The following is an 18635-nucleotide window of genomic DNA, read 5'->3' as shown; positions in this document are numbered from 1 at the left end:
CGATCCACTTCACCGCAGCCGGGCGAAGATCCGGCGGACGCAGAAATACAACGACATAAGGGGGAAGCAATGAAACGCAGAACATTCCTGGGCGGCGCAATGGCCGTCGCGGTGGTAGGGTACGGATCGAGCACTCTCGCCCAGCAGCCTCCGATCAAGATCGGCATGTCGATGCCGCAAACCGGCGGCCTCGCCGGCGGCGGCAAGGCGTCGTTGCTCGGCATCGAGATCTGGCGCGACGATGTCAATGCCAAAGGTGGACTGCTCGGCCGCAAGGTCGAACTGGTCGTCTATGACGACAAGTCGAGCGCATCCGAGACGCCCGCGATCTACGCCAAGCTGGTCGATGTCGATAAGGTCGACCTGCTGTTCGCGCCCTATGCAACGGTACCGACCGCGCCGATCATGCCGTTCGTCAAGCAGCGCGGCCTCTTGCTGATGGGGAATTTCTCGTTCCAGGTGAACAGCAAGGTCGGCCACGACATGTGGTTCAACAATGCACCCTGGGGGCCGGCCGATAGCTGGGCGGCTTCGTTCCTCGACCTGGCGCAAAAGGCCGGCGGCAAGAACATGGCCCTGTTAACGGCGGATCAGGAATTCGCGCAGAACCTCGCGCTCACCGCGCGGGACGTCGCCAAGAAGCGCAACATCCCGATCGTTTTCGACCAGGTCTACCCGCCGAACACGGTTGAATTTTCGTCCATCGTTCGCGCGTTGAAGGCGGCCAAGCCCGACATCGTCTATGTCGCGTCCTATCCGCCGGATTCGGCCGGCATCCTGCGTGCCGTGAACGAGATCGGGATCGGCGACAGCGTCAAGATTTTTGGCGGCGGCATGGTCGGTCTGCAATTTGCCGCTGTGATGTCCAACCTCGGCTCGCTGCTCAACGGTGTCGTGAACTACAATACCTGGCTGCCGGAAAAGAGCATGTATTTCGACGGCACCAAGGAATTTTTCGACAAATACACCAAGCGCGCCGTCGAGGCCAAGGTCGATCCGCTCGGCTACTATCTGGCGCCGTTCGGCTATGCGATGGGCCAGATGATCGAGGCGGCGGTCGGCGCGACCAAGTCGCTCGACCAGAAGGGCATCGCCAAATATCTGCGCGAAAACGAGCACAAGACCATCGTCGGGCCGATCGCATTTTCGGCCGATGGCGAGCGCAAGGAAACAGCAACGTTGCAGGCGCAATTCCGGGGAGTGAAGGACAAGGACATCGAACAGTTCCGGTCCTCCGGCAGGCAGGTGATCCTGTTCCCCGACAAACTGAAGACCGGAGATCTCATCAGTCCCTTCGAGGCTGCCCGAAATTAGCCTCGTGGCTTTTCCGGCTCAGGGCCAAGGGGGGACTTGAATTGCTTTCGATGGACCTGCTGCTTGGGGCAGTAGTACTCGGCGTGCTGCTAGGCTGCTTCTATGCAGCCGTCAGCGTCGGCTTGTCCGTCGCGTTCGGCTTGCTCGACGTTCCCCATGTCGCACATCCGGCCTTCCTGGTGCTCGCCTCCTACGGCGTGTTCCAGCTCAACGAGAGCTATGACATCGACCCGTTGCTGGCGGGCCTCGCAATCACGCCGCTGTTTTTCGTGTTCGGCCTGCTCGCCTACCGCGTCTACTACGAAACCTTCGAGCGGCGCGGTAGCGATGCGGCCGTCCGCGGCATCGCCTTCTTCTTCGGCATCGCCTTCATCATCGAGGTGCTGATCATCCTGCAATTTGGCGTCGACCAGCGCTCGGTTTCCGCGACCTATATCGGCAAGTCGTGGCGGTTCGGCGAGTTTCGGATACCGATCCGGCAACTGGTGGCGTTCGCGGTGGCGTTGGCGCTGACGGTGCTGCTTGCCGTGTATCTGTCGAAAACCTTCATGGGCCGCGCGATCCGCGCGGTCGCGCAGGACGAGGAGGCGCTGCGGCTGATGGGCGCCAATCCGGTCCGCATCAAGCAATTTGCCTTCGGCATCGCCACCGCCGTGCTCGGCATCGCCGGCGCGCTCCTGATCATCGTGGCGCCGGTCGAGCCGACGCTCGATCGAGCCTATATCGGGCGGACCTTCTGCGTCGTCGTCATGGCCGGGCTCGGCAGCATCAGCGGCACGCTGATCGCCGCCATCATCCTCGGCGTCGCCGAATCCATCGTGCTGACGTTGTTCGGGGCCTCCTGGGCGCCGGCGATCTCGTTCGCAATGCTGCTCGGCGTGCTCGCCGTCCGGCCGCAAGGTCTGCTCGGCCGATGAACAAGCGCAACCACAGCATTGCATTTTGGGCCGCCGTCGTCGTCTTCCTGGTCGCCGTGTTGTCGATGACGCAGATCGTCCGCAACGAATATCCGTTTTTTGCCGGCTACGTCATCCTGCAGTTCATCGCGCTTGCGGTTGCCTGGAGCATCCTCGGCGGCTACGCCGGTTACGTCAATTTCGGCACCAACGCCTTTTTCGGCGTCGGCGTCTACACAGCGGTAGCTTTGTTCAAGGCGACAGGCGCGCCGCTCGCGGTGCAGATCGCCGCCGCCGCCGTCGTCGGCATGACGCTCGGCTTTGGCGTTGGCCTCCTCACGTTGCGGATGCGCGGCATCTTCTTCTCGATCGCCACGATTGCGCTAGCGATCATCATCGAGACCTTTGTGATGAACTGGCGGTTCGTCGGCGGCGCGGCCGGCATCCAGATCCAACGACCGCCGGTGATGGCGCCGTTCGACAGCTATGTGAAGATGCTGTTTTTCGTGCAGGCCATCCTGGTCGTCATCGCCATTGCGATCGCGCGCTACATCCAGAATTCCCGGATCGGCCGCGGCCTGCAGGCACTCAGAGACGACGAGCTCGCCGCCGAATGCACCGGCGTGCCGACGCTGAAGCTGAAACTGATCGCCTGCATGATATCCGGCGCGCTGATTTCTGCAGCCGGCGCGCCCGCCGCCATGTACCTGCAATATGCCGATCCGTCCTCGGCGTTCAACCTGAGCTACTCGGTCTCGGCGCTGGCGATGGCGCTGATCGGCGGCACCGCGCACTGGATCGGCCCGGTGTTAGGGGCCATCCTGCTCGGCTCGACGCAACAGCTCCTCGCCGTGACCATCTCCTCGGAAGTCAACGTGCTTGTGCTTGGCATCATGCTGGTGCTGTTCGTGGTCGGCGCGCCGAAGGGCATCATAGGGCTGTTGCGGCCGCGCTATCGTCTGCGCGCGGGGGGCAAGCAATGAATACAGCAGCCGCCGACGCACCCCTGCTGCGGGTGGGGACTCTGACAAAGACCTTCGGCGGCTTCACCGCGCTCGACAATATCAGCGTTGATATCCGAAAGGGCGAGCGGTTCGGGCTGATCGGCCCGAACGGCTCGGGCAAGACCACGCTGATCAACTGCATCTCCGGCGCATTGAAGCCGCAGGCCGGCAGCGTGGTGTTCTGCGGCGAGGACATCACGCAATTGCCGCCGCACTTACGCGCGCGCCGCGGCATCGCCCGCAGCTTCCAGATTCCGCGGCCGTTCAGGAGCATGACGGTGCTGGAAAACCTCATGGTCGGGCTCGACTTCGCTGCCGCCGGTTCAGCCGCGGCGGAGGAAGAGATCGCGATGTCGATCCTGACGCGGATGGGGCTCGCCTCAAAAGCCGGCGCGGCGAGCGATACGCTGAGCCAGGTGGAGCTGCGCAAGATGGAGCTCGCCCGCGCGATGGCGGTGCGTCCAAAACTTTTGATTTCGGACGAGGCGATGGCCGGGCTGTCATCTTCCGAAGTCGACGAGGTGCTCGACCTCCTGATCAGCCTTGGCGAGGAAGACATCACCATCATCATGATCGAGCACATCATGCAGGCGGTGATGCGCTTTTCGGAGCGGGTGATGTGTCTCGACGCCGGAAAAATAATCGCGCTCGGCGCGCCAGCCGAGGTGATGGCCAACAAGCGGGTGCAGGAGGCCTATCTTGGCACTTAGCCTTGCCATCGAAGGCCTCGATGCCGGCTACGGCGCCGTCAAGGCGCTGCGCGGCGTCACGCTGCATGTCGAGGCCGGCGAGACCGTGGCCTTGCTCGGCACCAACGGCAACGGCAAGAGCACGCTGATGAAGTGCGTCATGGGCCTGGTGCGTCCGGATGGCGGCCGGCTTGCGCTGTCGATCGACGGCGTGGCGCATGACCTCACAAGGCTCTCGCCCGAGGCGATCGTCGATCTCGGCGTGGCGCTGGTGCCGGAGGGGCGGCGGCTGTTTCCCAAGCTGACGGTGACGGAAAACCTGATGCTCGGCGCGTTCAGGAAAATGGCCCGCAGCGCCATCCAGCAGAATCTCGCGCTCGTCTTCGACACCTTTCCGGTGCTGAAGGAGCGGCGCGGCCAGCTCGCCGGCACCATGTCCGGCGGACAGCAGCAGATGCTGGCGATTGCGCGCGCGCTGATGTCGTCGCCGCGGCTGCTCTTGATCGACGAGCCGTCGGTCGGGCTGTCGCCGCTATTGGTGTCGCAGACCATTGCCAAGATCGGCGAGCTCAAGCAGCGCGTCGGCCTGACGGTGCTGATGGCGGAGCAGAATTTCAACCAGGCGATCCGGATCGCAGACCGCGGCTACATCATCGTTCACGGCGAGATCGCGGTGGCTGCGCAGTCGGTCGATGAGTTGAAGGCCAACGATATCGTCAAGCGGCTCTATCTCGGCGGCGTCGCGTGACGGCGCTTGCCCAAGACCTGTACTCATGAGCGCGATTGGTTGAGTGCGGCGGGCTGAATATCCGCTTCTCTCCAATAGCGACCGCTATGCGAGCATCCCAAAATCGACGCGGTGGGGCCACGAGCGCAACTTCACTGCTTGGGCGGTGGGCGCAATGACGAGTGATGATGGGCTAAGATCTTTGGAGCTTATCTGTGGCCGGCCCGTTCACCACGGGTTCAGTCCCAATGACCAAAGCTGAATTGGTCACAACGGCTGCAGGAATTCCTAGCGACGTTGTAGGCGCAGAATCATTGCTGATTTCCAAAAGGAGCAAGTTTGATGATCAATCGGCGTCTCGCACTCGGACTGATCGCGACAGCTACCACGATCGACGCATCTCGCATCGCCTTCGCGAAGGAGAAACATCATCTCAACGGAAAAGACCTTCTTGGCGAAAAAATCAAAAAGAATGGCAAGCACAAGATCCATACGAGTGGAAAGAAAGCCGATGTATTTACCGAAGTGAGCAACGGCAAGGTCACCTCTGTTACCGCCGCTGGAATGCAGGTTAAGAAAGTGAGGTCACGTCAGAAGTTGGCCGACACGACCCCTGGTATCATGCTTGCCAGCATGCAACTCGCACAGGCCGACATCTACTACTACGGATATTGGGTCTATGACGATCTGACTGATTACTACTATTGGTTCCCAGCCGAGTACGTGATCGTCGATTCGTCCTGGATCGACTATGTGGGTTAGGAGCGATCGGCCGAATGATCAAGCTTCGGCCTGACCTGCGCCGTGAGGCTCCCACTTGTGGGCACATGGACGTGATTGAGCTCGCTTCTCAGCGAGCGTTGTGACGGCAGCTTCGGGTCAAGAGCAGCGGTGCATGCGAGGATGGATAGCCGTGCGGCCGGATCATAGGCTTCGGGGCGCGGCGGTGGCGGTATTTCCCCAGCGCATCATTACCAATCAAACTTCAGCCGTTTCTGGGGAGCAATCCATATTCCTGGAACCTTGTTTCGCTTCGCCAGTTATTTTCCACGCAATTTCGCGTTTGGAGGAGACACAAATGAAAAGCGCGATTCTGGGTTGCGTCGCAGTTGCTGCGTTGGTCACAGCTGCTTCAGCAGCACCGCTCAATCCAACTGCGCTCGGAGGCGAGGAGGCTTCTAACATAGATCAGGTTCGCCTCGTTTGTAACGAATATGGACGCTGCTGGCGAACCCGCGGTCCTCGGTACATCACGCGCGACTATGATGATGACGGTTATTACGTGCGCCGCAGCTACGGCTACTATGATCGGCCGGGGTATTATGGCGGCCCCGCCTATGGGGGCTATTACGGTGGCCCTAGCATCGGGTTCAGCTTTGGGACCGGGCGTTGGTAGAAGCAAAATCGAACAAAAGGCCGCCCTTTCGGGGGCGGCCTTTCTTCGCAGCAAGCAGTGACCGATGTCCGGTCCGGGTCACGAGCGTCGCTCTCTGTGATAGATGGCGGCCTATCGATTTCCGCTTTGCCTTGTAAGCGACCGAGATCGTTGGCGGTGCAATATGTCGCGAAGGGCCAATAGGTGACATTCGAAATGAAAGAGGCCGCCAACTGAGGCAGCCTCACGTTATGTCTTGCAACCGAAGATTAGTCGGTACGCTGCGCCGGTAGTAGCTGGTCCGGCCGCTGTCCCACTTCACTTTGACTTCGCCGTTGGCGGCTAGGATTGCTGAGAGTTCTGGCTTTACATTTCCGACCTACTTCTCGTCCTTTGGTACCAATCGACCTTCATGAACTTCATGGCTGATGGCTTGTCTTTGGTCGGGAGTGGACAGGCGTTGAACCAGCCGCGTTCCGCTCCAAAGCTCCGCGGGCTGCTGGCCCACCATCTGCCTTGCCCACACGATAGCGTTCTCGTCAGTGTCGCAGACGAACGCGCGGGAGCTTTCGAACTGGCCGTCCGAGCCAATGAGGTAGGCGCGATATTCTGCCATGCACGTTCTCTTTAAAGCGAGGCCGGTTACTGCTGGGGCTTTACCGGACGCTTAGTTCTTTGATTGCCAGAGTCGAAAGCTGCGCCGCATCATGGACACCAGTTTGCGCGATCCCGATGATCTTCTTCGCAATCATTTCCGTAAGAGGATCGTCGCGATCCTTGACGCAAAGGGTGTGCAGCGTTTGCTCGTATGCCTCTATGATGCAATTAACCTCCTTCGGCCCCAGTCCTAGGGCAGAGTTCTCTAATAGGCGATAAATAGCCATTTCTGTTTGATCCTATCTTGGTTGCTTGCGGGCCGAGGTCAGCCACTCGATCATTTGAGAAGCTGCCTCGGATCGCCGGGCCTTGCGAACCAGGAGCTCGCGCTCAAACCCCGGTGGGGTATCTTTCGCCTGCTTGCGCAACCGCGTCGCCTCTTCTGCAAGGCGTTCTTTAACGGATGTCGTTTGTTTGAAACGGCTACGCTTTGGCATGCGCTGCTCCATCCGTGCGAGGTTTGCAGGAGCGCGACTGGCGGTCTCATCAGCGATGAAAGCCACGTGCCAGTGATAAGCGATATGTACGAGCGGTGATAACGATGTATGCAAGATCCTGAAAAGCACCAGAGTTAAAAACATTAACTTTCTGTCACTCTGACTTGCTCTCTGGACGTTCGATAAGTTCGTATGTGGGAGCGTGGGTGCTGTGCTGCCACGACTCTAAAGCAGCTCCGCAAATTGCGGCAGACCGCGTCACCGTTTGCGGTACCAGCGTCGACGCCTGTGTCGATACGCTCGCGACCAACGACCATGGCTGGAGAGAGCGCAAATTTGACTATCTTCTGAGACCTGGGAAGACACTCGCGCGGCGGGCAATTAGGCAGCGGATGGGCCGATTGGCCGCGCTGCTGATGTCGCCTTTGGGTTAATCGCGACGTTTACGCGGTTCAGCTAAGGCCCGGTTTGCTCCAATCGCGACATCCCGGTAGCCGATACCCGTCAAACCGTGCCTGATCTCCAGCTCATTCGTTCAAGTATCGGGAAGCCGCGGGGCTGGGACTCAAGTTCCTGATTGGCGCCTCGAATCTTGCGCTACGAATTGAGCGAGATTGCTGCCCGCCCATGATTCCACGCCCCCGGTGACTTGGCAATGTTGTGACCGTCTGCCGATTTTACGGTCTCGCATGTCGTCGCCTGCTGTCCCACAATCGCTCAATCGTGCGTAACGATACATGAGGGCAAGCCATGAAGATCGACGATGTCAGGCGAACCGCCTATTCGATGCCGCTGACTAACCCGTCGTTTCCGCCGGGACCCTATCGCTTCTTCAACCGCGAATATTTCATCATCGCCTATCGCACCGACCCCGACGCGCTCGCCGCGGTGGTGCCGGAGCCGCTGGAAGTCACTGATGCGGTCGTCAAATACGAGTTCATCCGCATGCCTGACTCGACCGGCTTCGGCGATTACACCGAAACCGGGCAGGTGATCCCGGTCCGCTTCAAGGGCGAGGAGGGCGCCTACGTCCATTCGATGTATCTGGACGACGAGGGCCCGATCGCCGGCGGCCGCGAGCTCTGGGGATTCCCCAAGAAACTGGCGTTGCCGAAAATCGCCGTGGAGAGCGACGTGCTGGTCGGAACGCTGCATTACGGCTCGGTACTCTGCGCCAGCGCCACGATGGGATACAAGCACCGCACGGTCGACCACGACACGGTGCTGAAGTCGATGAAGGCGCCGAACTTCATGCTCAAGATCATCCCGCATGTCGACGGCAGCCCGCGGATCTGCGAACTGGTGCGTTACTATCTCGAAGACATCACGCTGAAGGAGGCGTGGACCGGCCCAGCGGCGCTCGGCCTGTTTCCGCACGCGCTTGCAGATGTGGCCCGGCTCCCGGTGCGCGAGGTGATCTCCGCGCTGCATTTCAGGGCCGATCTGACGCTGGGTCTCGGGACGGTGGCGTTCGATTACATGGCGAAGTGACGGGTGGGCTCTTTGCCTGCGCTTACTGTGCGCCCCTGAGCGTGCAGGCGGTCGAGCAGGTCGTCACCACGCCGCGCTCGCAGGCGATGCACACCGCGACGCACTGCTTCTTGTCCTTGGGATTGTACTGGCTGAAAAGCTTGCGGGCGCAATTGTCGATCGAGCCCGTGACATCAGCATTGCTGCCGCTCTCGGGCGTGCACGCCGCCAGTGCCGCCGCCGACAGCACGATGGCAATGATGCTGCGCATGTTGCTCGCTCCACCGAGGGAGCCGCCGCTCAAAAGCTTGGCGACGGCCCAAGGGCCCTCGCAGAAATTCACCCTTCAGGATGGCGCGATTGGATTAATCGACTGTTACACGGCGCCGGCTTCGGGTGCGTAGTTCTACGCCGGTCGAGGCCGTGGAAGAACAATGTGCACTGCAGCGAGAGCTGCAGCGCCTGTGTCGCGGTGCTACCGCACCAGCACGTTCCTGAACTGCCAGGGATCCGACGTGTCGATATCCTCCGGGAACAGGCCGGGCCGGTCCGACAGCGGCGTCCAGTCGGTGTAAAACCCTTTCACCGGGCCGAGATACGGCATCTGGATTTCGAGGCAGCGGCGGAAATCCATCTCGTCGGCCTCGACGATGCCGGCCTCGGGGTTTTCCAGCGCCCACACCATGCCGGCGAGCACCGCCGACGACACCTGCATGCCGGTGGCGTTCTGGTAGGGCGCGACGAGGCGGGTCTCCTCGATCGAAAGCTGCGAGCCGTACCAATAGGCGTTCTTGCCATGGCCGTAGAGCAGCACGCCGAGCTCGTCGATGCCGTCGACGACCTCGTTCTCGTCGAGGATGTGCCACGACGACTGCATCTTGCCGGTGGCGCCGAACATCTCGTGCAGCGACAGCACGGCGTCATTAGCCGGGTGGTAGGCGTAATGGCAGGTCGGGCGGTAGACCACCTTCGTCCCATCGCGCACCGTAAAATAGTCCGCAATCGAGATCGACTCGTTGTGGGTGACGAGGAAGCCGTATTGCGCGCCCGGCGTCGGGCACCAGGAACGGACGCGCGTATTGGCGCCGGGCTGCAAGAGATAGATCGCAGCCCCACAGCCGTCGGTGTGCTGCCGGCCGTTGTCCGGCATCCATTTCTCATGGGTGCCCCAGCCGAGCTCGGCCGGCTGCATGCCCTCGGAGACGAACCCTTCGACCGACCACGTGTTGACGAACACATTCATCGGCTTGGGATTCCTGGCGCGCTGGGTGTCGCGCTCGGCGATGTGGATGCCTTTGACGCCGAGCTTCTGCGCGAGCTGGCCCCAACCCTCGCGGCTCTTCGGCTCGTTGAAGGGCGTGTTGGTGTCGCGAGCGATATCGAGCAGCGCCTGCTTGACGAACCAGGATACCATGCCGGGATTGGCACCGCAGGTGGAGACGGCGGTGGTGCCGCCCGGGCTCTTGTGCTTGGCGGCGAGCAAGGTCTCGCGCAGGGCGTAGTTGGAGCGCTTTTCGGGACCGATGTTCTTGTCGAAATAGAAACCCGCCCAGGGCTCCACCACGGTATCGATGTAAAGCGCGCCGATCTCCCGGCACATGGTCATGACGTCGACCGAGGAGGTGTCGACGGAGAGGTTGACGCAGAATCCCTGGCCGCCGCCTTCGGTGAGCAGCGGGATCAGGAATTCGCGATAATTGTCGCGGGTCACGGCTTGCTTGATGAAGCGCACGCCGTGCTTCTTGGCGAGCTCGCCATCCTCATGCGGATCGATGATGACGAAGCGCGACTTGTCATAGTCGAAATGGCGCTCGATCAAGGGCAGCGTGCCCTTGCCGATCGAGCCGAAGCCGATCATCACGATGGGGCCAGTGACTTTCGCGTGAATTTTGGCGAGTGCGTTCATCAGTTGGTCTCCGGAAACAGAAATTCGTGGGAATGGAGGGATTAGGCGGTGCGGCGCCTGGCCGTCACTTCGATCTCGATCTTCATCTCGGGCTTGTAGAGGCCGGCGACCACCAGCAGGGTTGTGGCCGGACGGATCTCGCCGAAGACTTCGCCGCAGACCGCAAAGAAGGCGTCCGCATCGGCAATGTCGGTGATGTAGTAGGTGGCGCGGACGATGTCGGCCATCGCAAAGCCGCCTTCCCTCAGCGCCGCCTCGATATTGCCAAAGCAGTTGCGCGCCTGGCTCGTGATATCGGCCGGAATGACCATGGTCTTGTAGTCATAGCCAGTGGTGCCGGCGACGAAGGCGAAATCGCCGTCGATGACGGCGCGGCTGTAGCCGGCGGTCTTCTCGAACGGCGAGCCGGTGGAAATCAGGCGGCGGGGCATCGGAACCTCGATCTTGGGAACGATCCTGGGAATGATCCGGCGGCGGGATGGGCGCGGTTTAAGGGCTTTTCCCCGGCGCGCGCAACCCCTGGGGACGTCACCGGGAATGCCGGGCGAAATCGGAGGCCGGCGGCGCGCCGGCGCTCCAGCGACGCACGAGAATGTCGTTGACGATCAGGCCACGCGCGGCAGGAGCAAGGTCTTCGCCTTCCTGGCCCGCACTGCCTTTGTTTTCGGCAAGCGTGCACCGGTCGGAACGATCATGCCGCAGGCGCCGTCGAGCGCGCCTTCGCAAATCTCCAGGCCGAGCAGCCGGTCGCGCTCGAACGCGCCCGGTAGCCGCAGCTCGGCGGTCTTCGCGGCCGAAAAGCCGAAGCGGGCGTAGTACGGCGCATCGCCCAGCAGGACTACCGCGCGATGGCCACGCGCCTTCGCCGCCGCGAGCGCGTGGTCCATCAGCGCAGCCCCGACCCCGAGCTGGCGGGAGGATGCCTCCACCGCCAGCGGGCCGAGCATGAGCGCCGGGATGCCCCCGGCGCTGACGTGCCACAACCGCAACGTACCGACCAGCCGGCCCTGGCTCACAGCCGAAAGGCTGAGGCCCTCGGCGGGCGTGCGTCCGTCGCGCAGGCGCTGGCAGGTGCGCATATGGCGGTTGTCGCCAAAGCAGGCATCCAGCAGCGCCTCGCGCGCGGCAACGTCCGAGGCCCGCTCGCTGCGGATCGCAAACGGAGCGGCATCGGAGATGAGGGCAGCAATGGTCTTCCGCAAAGCAGTCATGGCACGTCAGTCCCCGCTCGCAACGGCAAACTTGCCGCGCAAAGCGTTGTCAAAAATTCGCAAATGACGGGGAGGGAGCCGGCGCACCGGCTCCCGTTATTCGAGCCTCAAAAAGAGGCAGCTCAGATGTGGTAGGTCCTGAGCGGCGGGATGCCGTTGAACGCCACCGACGAGTAGGTCGACGTGTAGGCCCCGGTGCCTTCGATCAACAGCTTGTCGCCGATCTCGAGCGTCACCGGAAGCGGGTACGGCATCTTCTCGTACAGCACGTCGGCGCTATCGCAGGTGGGGCCTGCGAGCACGCACGGCGTCATCTCCGCGCCGTCATGCGGCGTGCGGATGGCGTAGCGGATCGACTCGTCCATCGTCTCGGCGAGACCGCCGAACTTGCCGATGTCGAGATACACCCAGCGCACCTCGTCCTCGTCGCTCTTCCTGGAGATCAGGACGACTTCGGTCTCGATGATGCCGGCGTTGCCGACCATGCCGCGGCCCGGCTCGATGATGGTCTCCGGGATCTGGTTGCCGAAGTGCTTGCGCAGCGCACGGAAGATCGACCGGCCGTACTGCACGACCGGCGGAACGTCCTTGAGGTACTTGGTCGGGAAGCCGCCGCCCATGTTGACCATGGACAGGTTGATCCCGCGCTCCGCGCAGTCCCGGAACACCGTCGAGGCCATCGCCAGCGCGCGGTCCCACGCCTTCACCTTGCGCTGCTGCGAGCCGACATGGAACGAGATGCCGACCGGCTCCAGCCCCAACCGCTTGGCGAGGTCGAGCACCTCGACCGCCATCTCCGGGTCGCAGCCGAACTTCCGCGACAGCGGCCATTCGGCGCCGGCACAGTCATAGAGGATGCGGCAGAACACTTTTGCGCCGGGAGCGGCGCGCGCGATCTTCTCGACTTCGGCGGCGCAGTCGACCGCAAACAGGCGAATACCGAGCGCGAAGGCGCGCGCGATGTCGCGCTCCTTCTTGATCGTGTTGCCAAAGGAGATGCGGTCCGGCGTCGCACCGGCAGCCATCGCCATTTCGATTTCGGCAACGGTTGCGGTGTCGAAGCAGGAGCCCATGGAGGCGAGCAGCGACAGCACTTCGGGCGCAGGATTGGCCTTCACCGCGTAGAACACGCGGCTGTCGGGCAGCGCCTTGGCGAAGGTCTGGTAGTTGTCGCGCACGACTTCGAGGTCGACGACGAGGCACGGCTCGGTGTCCTGGCCCTCGCTGCGGCGGTGACGCAGGAATTCCTGAATACGTTCGGTCATAGCACCCTCCAAACGGCCCAGCGACGGGTCCCGTTCAAATTTGATCTCGGACGTGAGTGCTTTGGCGTTGTCGCACGATGGAGACGCGACGAAGCCTCGAACTCAAGAACCGAATTGTGCTGCCGTGGATTGGTTGGGAATTTTCCCGCCCGCTCACCTGGCAATGAAGGACAAGCCTTTTCAGTAGCCCGCGCCGGCGGTGGAATGCCGGTAGAGACCAAAAAAGCCCGATCCGTCGTTGCTTTAAGTCGCGTCCCCCGTTGAGAGCGGGGTGCGCCGGTTCGCCTCCGGCTGCCAGTCACGGTTGCAAAGGATGGAGAGACCTTCAACGGCATCTCTTGAGAGAGATGCTGGCCGCTTCGAAAAACGACCCTCGGTTCTTCATCCCTTGGCGGCTGTCCGGCCTCTTGTCCGGATACCTACCGACTGACACACGACCACAGGCACGTGCGAAATTGGGCAAGGCTGGAAATAAGTCTTTTGAATCGGCTTCGCAAGAATTTTTTTAGGGTGGGGACAAATTTCCCCGACGTGTGCTTACGAAAGCGTTCGCAGCGCGCACGGCTCACGACAAACATGAATGGAAGTTAAGATTTTTTAGACAGGCGATGAGCGCTTCAGCGCCTGGGCCGCAGCGCTTTCTTGAACGCGCGTCAGGCGCGCTTGGAGAACGGCTCGATGCGCTGCGCGCCGCGGATGAACGCCACCATGATCATCACGCCGATGCCGAACAGCACCGCCTGGAGGATGTGCGCGCTGGTGTCGTCGAGGCCGAACAGGATCGCGAGCGCCCAGCCGCCGGCAAACGCCGCGCCGAACACTTCCGCGCCGATCAGGATCGCAGCCGAAATGACGGTGATGACGCTCGGCCAGACGATCTGGCGGGAGGATGTGGAGGCGGGCTGTGGGCTCATGAAAAAGGTCCTGTTCTTGGGGGCGCAATCTCTCCGAAAAGGCCCCATCTATCAAGCGCAAAAGGCCCAAAAATGCCGCATCGCGTGCTATAGATTGCCGCATCTTCTGGAGCGTTTTCGAGCGAAATCGGTGCCGGTTTCAGCCCAAGAAAACGAGCCACGAAAACGAGACAAAAACGGGAATTGTGATGTCAGAAACCCTGCAGACGGCGGCCCCTTCGGATGCTGGCGAAAACCCGCTGCTCCGGCCGTGGCAGACGCCGTTCGAGACACCGCCCTTCAGCGAGATCCAGCCGGAACACTTCCTGCCCGCCTTCGAGCAGGCTTTTGCCGATCACGCCGCCGAGATCGCGGCGATCACCCATGATCCCTCACTGCCGGACTTCGCCAACACCATCACGGCGCTGGAGCGCTCGGGCAAGCTGCTCGCGAAGGTCTCTGCCGTATTCTACGACCTGGTCTCGGCGCACTCCAATCCGGCGATCCTGGAGATCGACAAGGAAGTCTCCTTGCGGATGGCGCGGCACTGGAACCCGATCATGATGAACGCAGTGCTGTTCGGCCGCATTGCGCTGCTGCACGAGAACCGCGCCAAGCTTGGCCTGACCGGCGAACAGATGCGGCTCCTGGAGCGCACCTATACCAATTTCTACCGCGCCGGCGCCGGCCTCGACGAGGTCGCCAAGAAGCGCCGGGCCGAGATCAACGAGCGGCTGGCCCAGCTCGGCACCTCGTTCAGCCACCATCTGCTCGGCGACGAGCAGGACTGGTTCATGGAGCTCGGCGAGGACGATCGTGACGGCCTCCCCGAGGCCTTCGTCACCGCGGCCAAGGCCGCCGCTGAAGAGCGCGGCATGGCGGGCAAGGCGATTGTGACGCTGTCGCGCTCCTCGGTCGAGCCGTTCCTGAAGAGCTCCTCCCGCCGCGACCTGCGCGAGAAGGTCTTCAAGGCCTTCACCGCGCGGGGCGACAATGGCAACGCCAACGACAACAATGCCACCATCGTCGAGATCCTCGCGCTCCGCGAGGAGGCCGCCAAGATCATGGGCTTTCCGACCTACGCCGCCTACCGGCTGGAGGATTCCATGGCCAAGACCCCGGAGGCGGTGCGTAGCCTCCTGGAGCGGGTCTGGAAGCCCGCCCGGGCCCAGGCGCTCGCCGACCGCGACGCGCTGCAGGCGCTGATCGCGGAGGAGGGCGGCAACTTCGCGCTCGCCCCGTGGGACTGGCGCTACTACGCCGAAAAGCTGCGGCAGCGGCGGGCTGACTTCGACGACGCGGCGATAAAGCCCTATCTGGTGCTCGACCACATGATCGAGGCCGCCTTCGACTGCGCCACCCGCCTGTTCGGGATCACCTTCTCCGAGCGCAAGGACATTCCGGTCTGGCATCCGGATGTCCGGGTCTGGGAGGTCAAGGACGCCGCCGGCAAGCACAAGGCGTTGTTCTATGGCGATTATTTCGCCAGGCCCTCAAAGCGCTCCGGCGCCTGGATGACCTCGCTGCGCGACCAGCAGAAGCTCGACGTCGACGTCGCCCCGCTGATCATCAACGTTTGCAATTTCGCCAAGGGCGCGGACGGCCAGCCGTCGCTGCTGTCGCCGGACGATGCGCGCACCCTGTTCCACGAGTTCGGCCACGGCCTGCACGGCATGCTGTCCAATGTGACTTATCCTTCGCTGTCGGGGACATCCGTGTTCACCGATTTCGTCGAGCTGCCTTCGCAGCTCTACGAGCATTGGCAGGAGCAGCCGCAGGTGCTGCGGCAGTTCGCCAAGCACTACCAGACCGGCGAGCCGCTGCCGGACGACCTGCTGCAGCGCTTCCTCGCCGCGCGAAAATTCAACCAGGGCTTTGCCACCGTGGAGTTCGTCTCCTCGGCGCTGGTCGATCTCGAATTCCATACCCAGCCGGCCGCTGCCAGCCGCGACGTGGCGGCGTTCGAAAAGGCGGAGCTGGAGAAGATCGGCATGCCCGCCGAAATCGCGCTGCGGCACCGGCCGACCCAGTTCGGCCACATCTTCTCCGGCGATCACTACGCATCGGGCTACTACAGCTACATGTGGTCGGAAGTGATGGACGCCGACGCCTTCGGCGCGTTCGAGGAGGCCGGCGACATCTTCGATCCCGCGGTGGCAAAACGCCTGCACGACGACATTTATTCGTCGGGCGGCTCGCGCGACCCCGAGGACGCCTATGTCGCCTTCCGCGGCCGCGAGCCGGAGGCCGACGCGCTGTTGCGCCGTCGCGGCCTGCTCGAAGCAACGCCGGCGGCCTGATCAGCCGGCGCCGCTTCCACGAGTCGTCCCTGCGAATGCAGGGACCTATAACCTCTGATGTTCGTTGTGAAGGAACAGCCTTTGCCACATTGCCAAACAGAGACGACACGGCGTATCGGTCAACGTCTTCGGAGGAATGACGTGTTACGTGGAATGTTCGGATTGTTGGGCTTGATCGTCGCGTGGTCGCTCGGCACGGCCGCGGCCGAGGCCCATCCCCATGTCTGGATCACGGCCAGGAGCGAGGTGGTCTACGCACCCGACGGCGCGATGACGGGTGTGCGTCACGCCTGGACCTTCGATGACATGTTCTCGACCTACGCGCTGCAGGGTGTCGCGACCAAGACCAAGGGCGTCTACACCCGCGAGGAACTGGCGCCGCTGGCACAGACCAATGTCGAGTCGCTGAAGGACTTCGCCTATTTCACCTTCGCCAAAGCCGACGGCAAGAAGGCGAAGTTCGAGGAGCCAGTCGACTATTACCTCGAATACAAGGACAGTGCGCTGACGCTGCATTTCGTGCTGCCGTTGAAGGCACCGGCGACCTCGAAGCAGTTGGCGCTGGAAGTGTTCGACCCCTCCTACTTCATCGACTTCAAGTTCGACGACAAGGACCCGATCAAGCTGATCGGTGCGCCCGCCGCCTGCCAGATGCAATTCCAGCGGCCGAACGACGAGACCGCCAACACCCAGCGCCTGAACGAGCAGAATTTCTTGAACGGCGACAATTCCAATTATGGCGCGATGTTCGCCAACAAGGTCACGGTGAACTGCCCATGAGGCGGATGCTCCCCGCAAGCCTCGCGCGAAGTATCGCAATGACGGCCGCGGTGATCGCGGCCGTTGTGATTTTCGATGCTGCCTTGCATGCACTGATGGCGCAGAATCCGTTCGGTGGTCCACGTCCCGCGGCCGAGCCACAGGTCGGCGGCGTGATCGGATGGATTTTGGCCAAGCAATCCGAATTCTACCGCGAAATGTCCGCCACCATCCGCGCGGCGAAATCGGACGGCAGCGCAGTCTGGACGCTGCTTGGAATCTCCTTTGCTTACGGCATTTTTCATGCCGCCGGCCCCGGCCACGGCAAGGCGGTGATCTCGTCCTATCTCGTCGCCAATGAGGAAACCGCGCGCCGTGGCATCGTGCTGTCGTTCGCCGCGGCGTTCCTGCAGGCGTTGGTGGCGGTCGCGATCGTGGCCGTCTTCGCCTGGCTGCTCTCTTCCACGGCCAAGACGATGTGCAGCGCGGAGAAAGCGATCGAGATCGTCAGCTACGCGCTGATCGCGGCGCTCGGCGCCCGGCTGGTCTGGACCAAGGGCGGCGGCTTTATGCGCGCGCTACAGGCGAAGCCGGAGCTGGCGATGGCATCGGCCACGGCTCATCATCACGATCATGGCCACGCCCGCGCCCATCACCATCATCATGATCACGGCGATCATCACGGCCATGGTCATGACCATGATCACGGCGATGCCCATGTTCATGACGAGCATTGCGGCCATTCGCACGGGCCGACACCGGACCAACTCGCCGGTCCTGGCGGCTGGCGGCGCGGCTTGGGGACGATCTTTGCCGTGGGCATGCGGCCCTGCTCGGGTGCCATCCTGGTGCTGGTGTTCTCGCTGGCGCAGGGCCTGTTCCTGGCCGGCATCGCTGCGACTTTTGTGATGGGTCTCGGGACCGCGATCACGGTCGCTGCCATCGCCGTGATTGCCGTATCGGCGAAAGGTCTGGCAAAGCGGCTGAGCGCCGGGCGCGAAGGCGGCGGCGCGCTGGTCATGCGCGGCATCGAATTCGGCGCCGCCGGCCTCGTGCTGCTGTTCGGCCTCGGCCTGTTGTTCGGCTACCTCGCCGCCGAACGCGCGACGTGCCTCTAGATCCACGCTACGAACTGTCGTCCCTGCAAAGCCGGGAATCCCATGTCACGCGAGCAATTCTGGTTCTTCCACCCGTTCCGGGTACGCTACTCCGAGATCGACGGCCAGGGCGTCGTCTTCAACGCGCATTACCTGACCTATTTCGACACCACCATCACCGAATATTTTCGCGCGCTCGGCTATGATCAATATGCCGACGCCAGGAAATCCGGGGTCGATTTCCACGTCGTGAAATCCGTCATCGAATACAAGGCGCCCGTCCGGTTCGACTGGGAGCTCGACGTCGGCGCGCGCGTGGCGCGGATCGGCAATTCGAGCATGACCTTCGAACTCGCGATCTTCCTGAAGGGTGAGAGTGACGCGCTCGTGACCGGCGAGATCGTCTGGGTCAACACCGATCAGAAGACCCATCGCCCGCTCCCGATATCGAAGGAGATCCGGGATTTGATCGCGACGCGTGAGCGGCATCTGACGGCGCCGACATCGTAGGGTGGGCAAAGGCGCGATAGCGCTGCGCCCACCATCCATCACCGACTGTGCTGCTTGATGGTGGGCACGCTTCCGCCTTCGCTCTTCGAGCTACGGCGGACAAGTCGCTTTGCCCACCCTACGAA

The 18635-nt window shown here is 62.4% G+C and carries 20 protein-coding genes; 11 read left to right on the top strand and 9 right to left on the bottom strand.

Annotation, left to right across the window (positions count from 1 at the left end; translation table 11 throughout):
• Nucleotides 1–69: 69 nt before the first annotated feature.
• The 6 genes from YUO_RS0129435 to YUO_RS0129410 all read left to right on the top strand — a co-directional run bounded on the left by YUO_RS0129435 (nt 70) and on the right by YUO_RS0129410 (nt 5392).
• Nucleotides 70–1314, top strand: coding sequence for an amino acid ABC transporter substrate-binding protein (locus YUO_RS0129435; RefSeq protein ID WP_028350493.1), 1245 nt, complete (start codon nt 70–72; stop codon nt 1312–1314).
• A 50-nt stretch (nt 1315–1364) separates the two neighbouring features.
• The gene (locus tag YUO_RS0129430) at nt 1365–2231 is read left to right on the top strand and encodes a branched-chain amino acid ABC transporter permease (protein WP_235782858.1); all 867 of its coding nucleotides are present in this window, start codon (nt 1365–1367) and stop codon (nt 2229–2231) included.
• A complete protein-coding gene (locus tag YUO_RS0129425) occupies nt 2228–3193 on the top strand; it encodes a branched-chain amino acid ABC transporter permease (RefSeq protein ID WP_028350491.1) in 966 nt (321 codons plus the stop codon). Before YUO_RS0129430 ends, YUO_RS0129425 begins: the two co-directional genes overlap by 4 nt.
• Nucleotides 3190–3924, top strand: a complete 735-nt coding sequence (locus YUO_RS0129420) for an ABC transporter ATP-binding protein (protein WP_028350490.1) — start codon at nt 3190–3192, stop codon at nt 3922–3924. Before YUO_RS0129425 ends, YUO_RS0129420 begins: the two co-directional genes overlap by 4 nt.
• Nucleotides 3914–4651 (top strand): ABC transporter ATP-binding protein, encoded by a 738-nt coding sequence (locus tag YUO_RS0129415; RefSeq protein ID WP_028350489.1) that lies wholly within the window; start codon nt 3914–3916, stop codon nt 4649–4651. Before YUO_RS0129420 ends, YUO_RS0129415 begins: the two co-directional genes overlap by 11 nt.
• Before the next feature lie 321 nt (nt 4652–4972).
• On the top strand, nt 4973–5392 hold the full coding sequence (locus YUO_RS0129410) for a hypothetical protein (RefSeq protein ID WP_028350488.1): 420 nt from the start codon (nt 4973–4975) through the stop codon (nt 5390–5392).
• A gap of 992 nt (nt 5393–6384) precedes the next feature.
• On the opposite strand, the gene YUO_RS42040 is transcribed toward YUO_RS0129410, so the two are convergent.
• From YUO_RS42040 to YUO_RS48700, 3 genes are read right to left on the bottom strand one after another with little or no spacing between them, the layout of a single operon-like run.
• Complete coding sequence (locus YUO_RS42040; RefSeq protein ID WP_035727914.1) at nt 6385–6621, bottom strand: hypothetical protein; 237 nt, start codon at nt 6619–6621, stop codon at nt 6385–6387.
• A gap of 40 nt (nt 6622–6661) precedes the next feature.
• On the bottom strand, nt 6662–6889 hold the full coding sequence (locus tag YUO_RS0129395; protein ID WP_028350486.1) for a hypothetical protein: 228 nt from the start codon (nt 6887–6889) through the stop codon (nt 6662–6664).
• Nucleotides 6890–6901: 12 nt separating this feature from the next.
• Nucleotides 6902–7243 (bottom strand): hypothetical protein, encoded by a 342-nt coding sequence (locus tag YUO_RS48700; RefSeq protein ID WP_347335948.1) that lies wholly within the window; start codon nt 7241–7243, stop codon nt 6902–6904.
• Between the two features lie 606 nt (nt 7244–7849).
• Here YUO_RS48700 and YUO_RS0129385 point away from each other — a divergent pair.
• The gene (locus YUO_RS0129385) at nt 7850–8590 is read left to right on the top strand and encodes an acetoacetate decarboxylase (protein WP_028350484.1); all 741 of its coding nucleotides are present in this window, start codon (nt 7850–7852) and stop codon (nt 8588–8590) included.
• A 22-nt stretch (nt 8591–8612) separates the two neighbouring features.
• On the opposite strand, the gene YUO_RS0129380 is transcribed toward YUO_RS0129385, so the two are convergent.
• The 6 genes from YUO_RS0129380 to YUO_RS0129355 form a co-directional block, all read right to left on the bottom strand.
• Entirely contained in the window at nt 8613–8840 is a 228-nt protein-coding gene (locus tag YUO_RS0129380) for a hypothetical protein (RefSeq protein WP_028350483.1), read from the bottom strand.
• Between the two features lie 204 nt (nt 8841–9044).
• Nucleotides 9045–10475, bottom strand: coding sequence for a homospermidine synthase (locus YUO_RS0129375; protein ID WP_028350482.1), 1431 nt, complete (start codon nt 10473–10475; stop codon nt 9045–9047).
• A 41-nt stretch (nt 10476–10516) separates the two neighbouring features.
• Nucleotides 10517–10906, bottom strand: a complete 390-nt coding sequence (locus tag YUO_RS0129370) for a RidA family protein (RefSeq protein WP_028350481.1) — start codon at nt 10904–10906, stop codon at nt 10517–10519.
• 174 nt (nt 10907–11080) lie between these two features.
• Complete coding sequence (locus tag YUO_RS0129365) at nt 11081–11686, bottom strand: GNAT family N-acetyltransferase (protein ID WP_028350480.1); 606 nt, start codon at nt 11684–11686, stop codon at nt 11081–11083.
• Between the two features lie 122 nt (nt 11687–11808).
• Nucleotides 11809–12951, bottom strand: a complete 1143-nt coding sequence (locus tag YUO_RS0129360; RefSeq protein ID WP_028350479.1) for a type III PLP-dependent enzyme — start codon at nt 12949–12951, stop codon at nt 11809–11811.
• Between the two features lie 653 nt (nt 12952–13604).
• Nucleotides 13605–13865: a hypothetical protein gene (locus YUO_RS0129355; RefSeq protein ID WP_028350478.1), complete on the bottom strand. Its 261-nt coding sequence runs from the start codon at nt 13863–13865 to the stop codon at nt 13605–13607.
• Nucleotides 13866–14053: 188 nt separating this feature from the next.
• Here YUO_RS0129355 and YUO_RS0129350 point away from each other — a divergent pair, with 188 nt between their 5' ends.
• The 4 genes from YUO_RS0129350 (at nt 14054) to YUO_RS0129335 (ending at nt 18510) form a co-directional block, all read left to right on the top strand.
• A complete protein-coding gene (locus tag YUO_RS0129350; protein ID WP_028350477.1) occupies nt 14054–16144 on the top strand; it encodes a M3 family metallopeptidase in 2091 nt (696 codons plus the stop codon).
• Nucleotides 16145–16297: 153 nt separating this feature from the next.
• Nucleotides 16298–16924 carry a DUF1007 family protein gene (locus YUO_RS0129345; protein ID WP_028350476.1) on the top strand — a complete coding sequence of 209 codons (627 nt, stop codon included), beginning with the start codon at nt 16298–16300 and terminating at the stop codon, nt 16922–16924.
• A complete protein-coding gene (locus YUO_RS0129340) occupies nt 16921–18021 on the top strand; it encodes a nickel/cobalt transporter (protein ID WP_156908816.1) in 1101 nt (366 codons plus the stop codon). The genes YUO_RS0129345 and YUO_RS0129340 overlap by 4 nt, the downstream gene beginning before the upstream one ends.
• 42 nt (nt 18022–18063) lie before the next feature.
• On the top strand, nt 18064–18510 hold the full coding sequence (locus YUO_RS0129335; RefSeq protein ID WP_028350474.1) for an acyl-CoA thioesterase: 447 nt from the start codon (nt 18064–18066) through the stop codon (nt 18508–18510).
• The last annotated feature ends 125 nt before the right edge of the window (nt 18511–18635 follow it).

Source organism: Bradyrhizobium murdochi (assembly GCF_000472965.1).
Lineage (GTDB): Bacteria > Pseudomonadota > Alphaproteobacteria > Rhizobiales > Xanthobacteraceae > Bradyrhizobium > Bradyrhizobium murdochi.
Note: the sequence above shows the minus strand (reverse complement) of the source record. Positions and strands in the feature narration are given on the sequence as shown.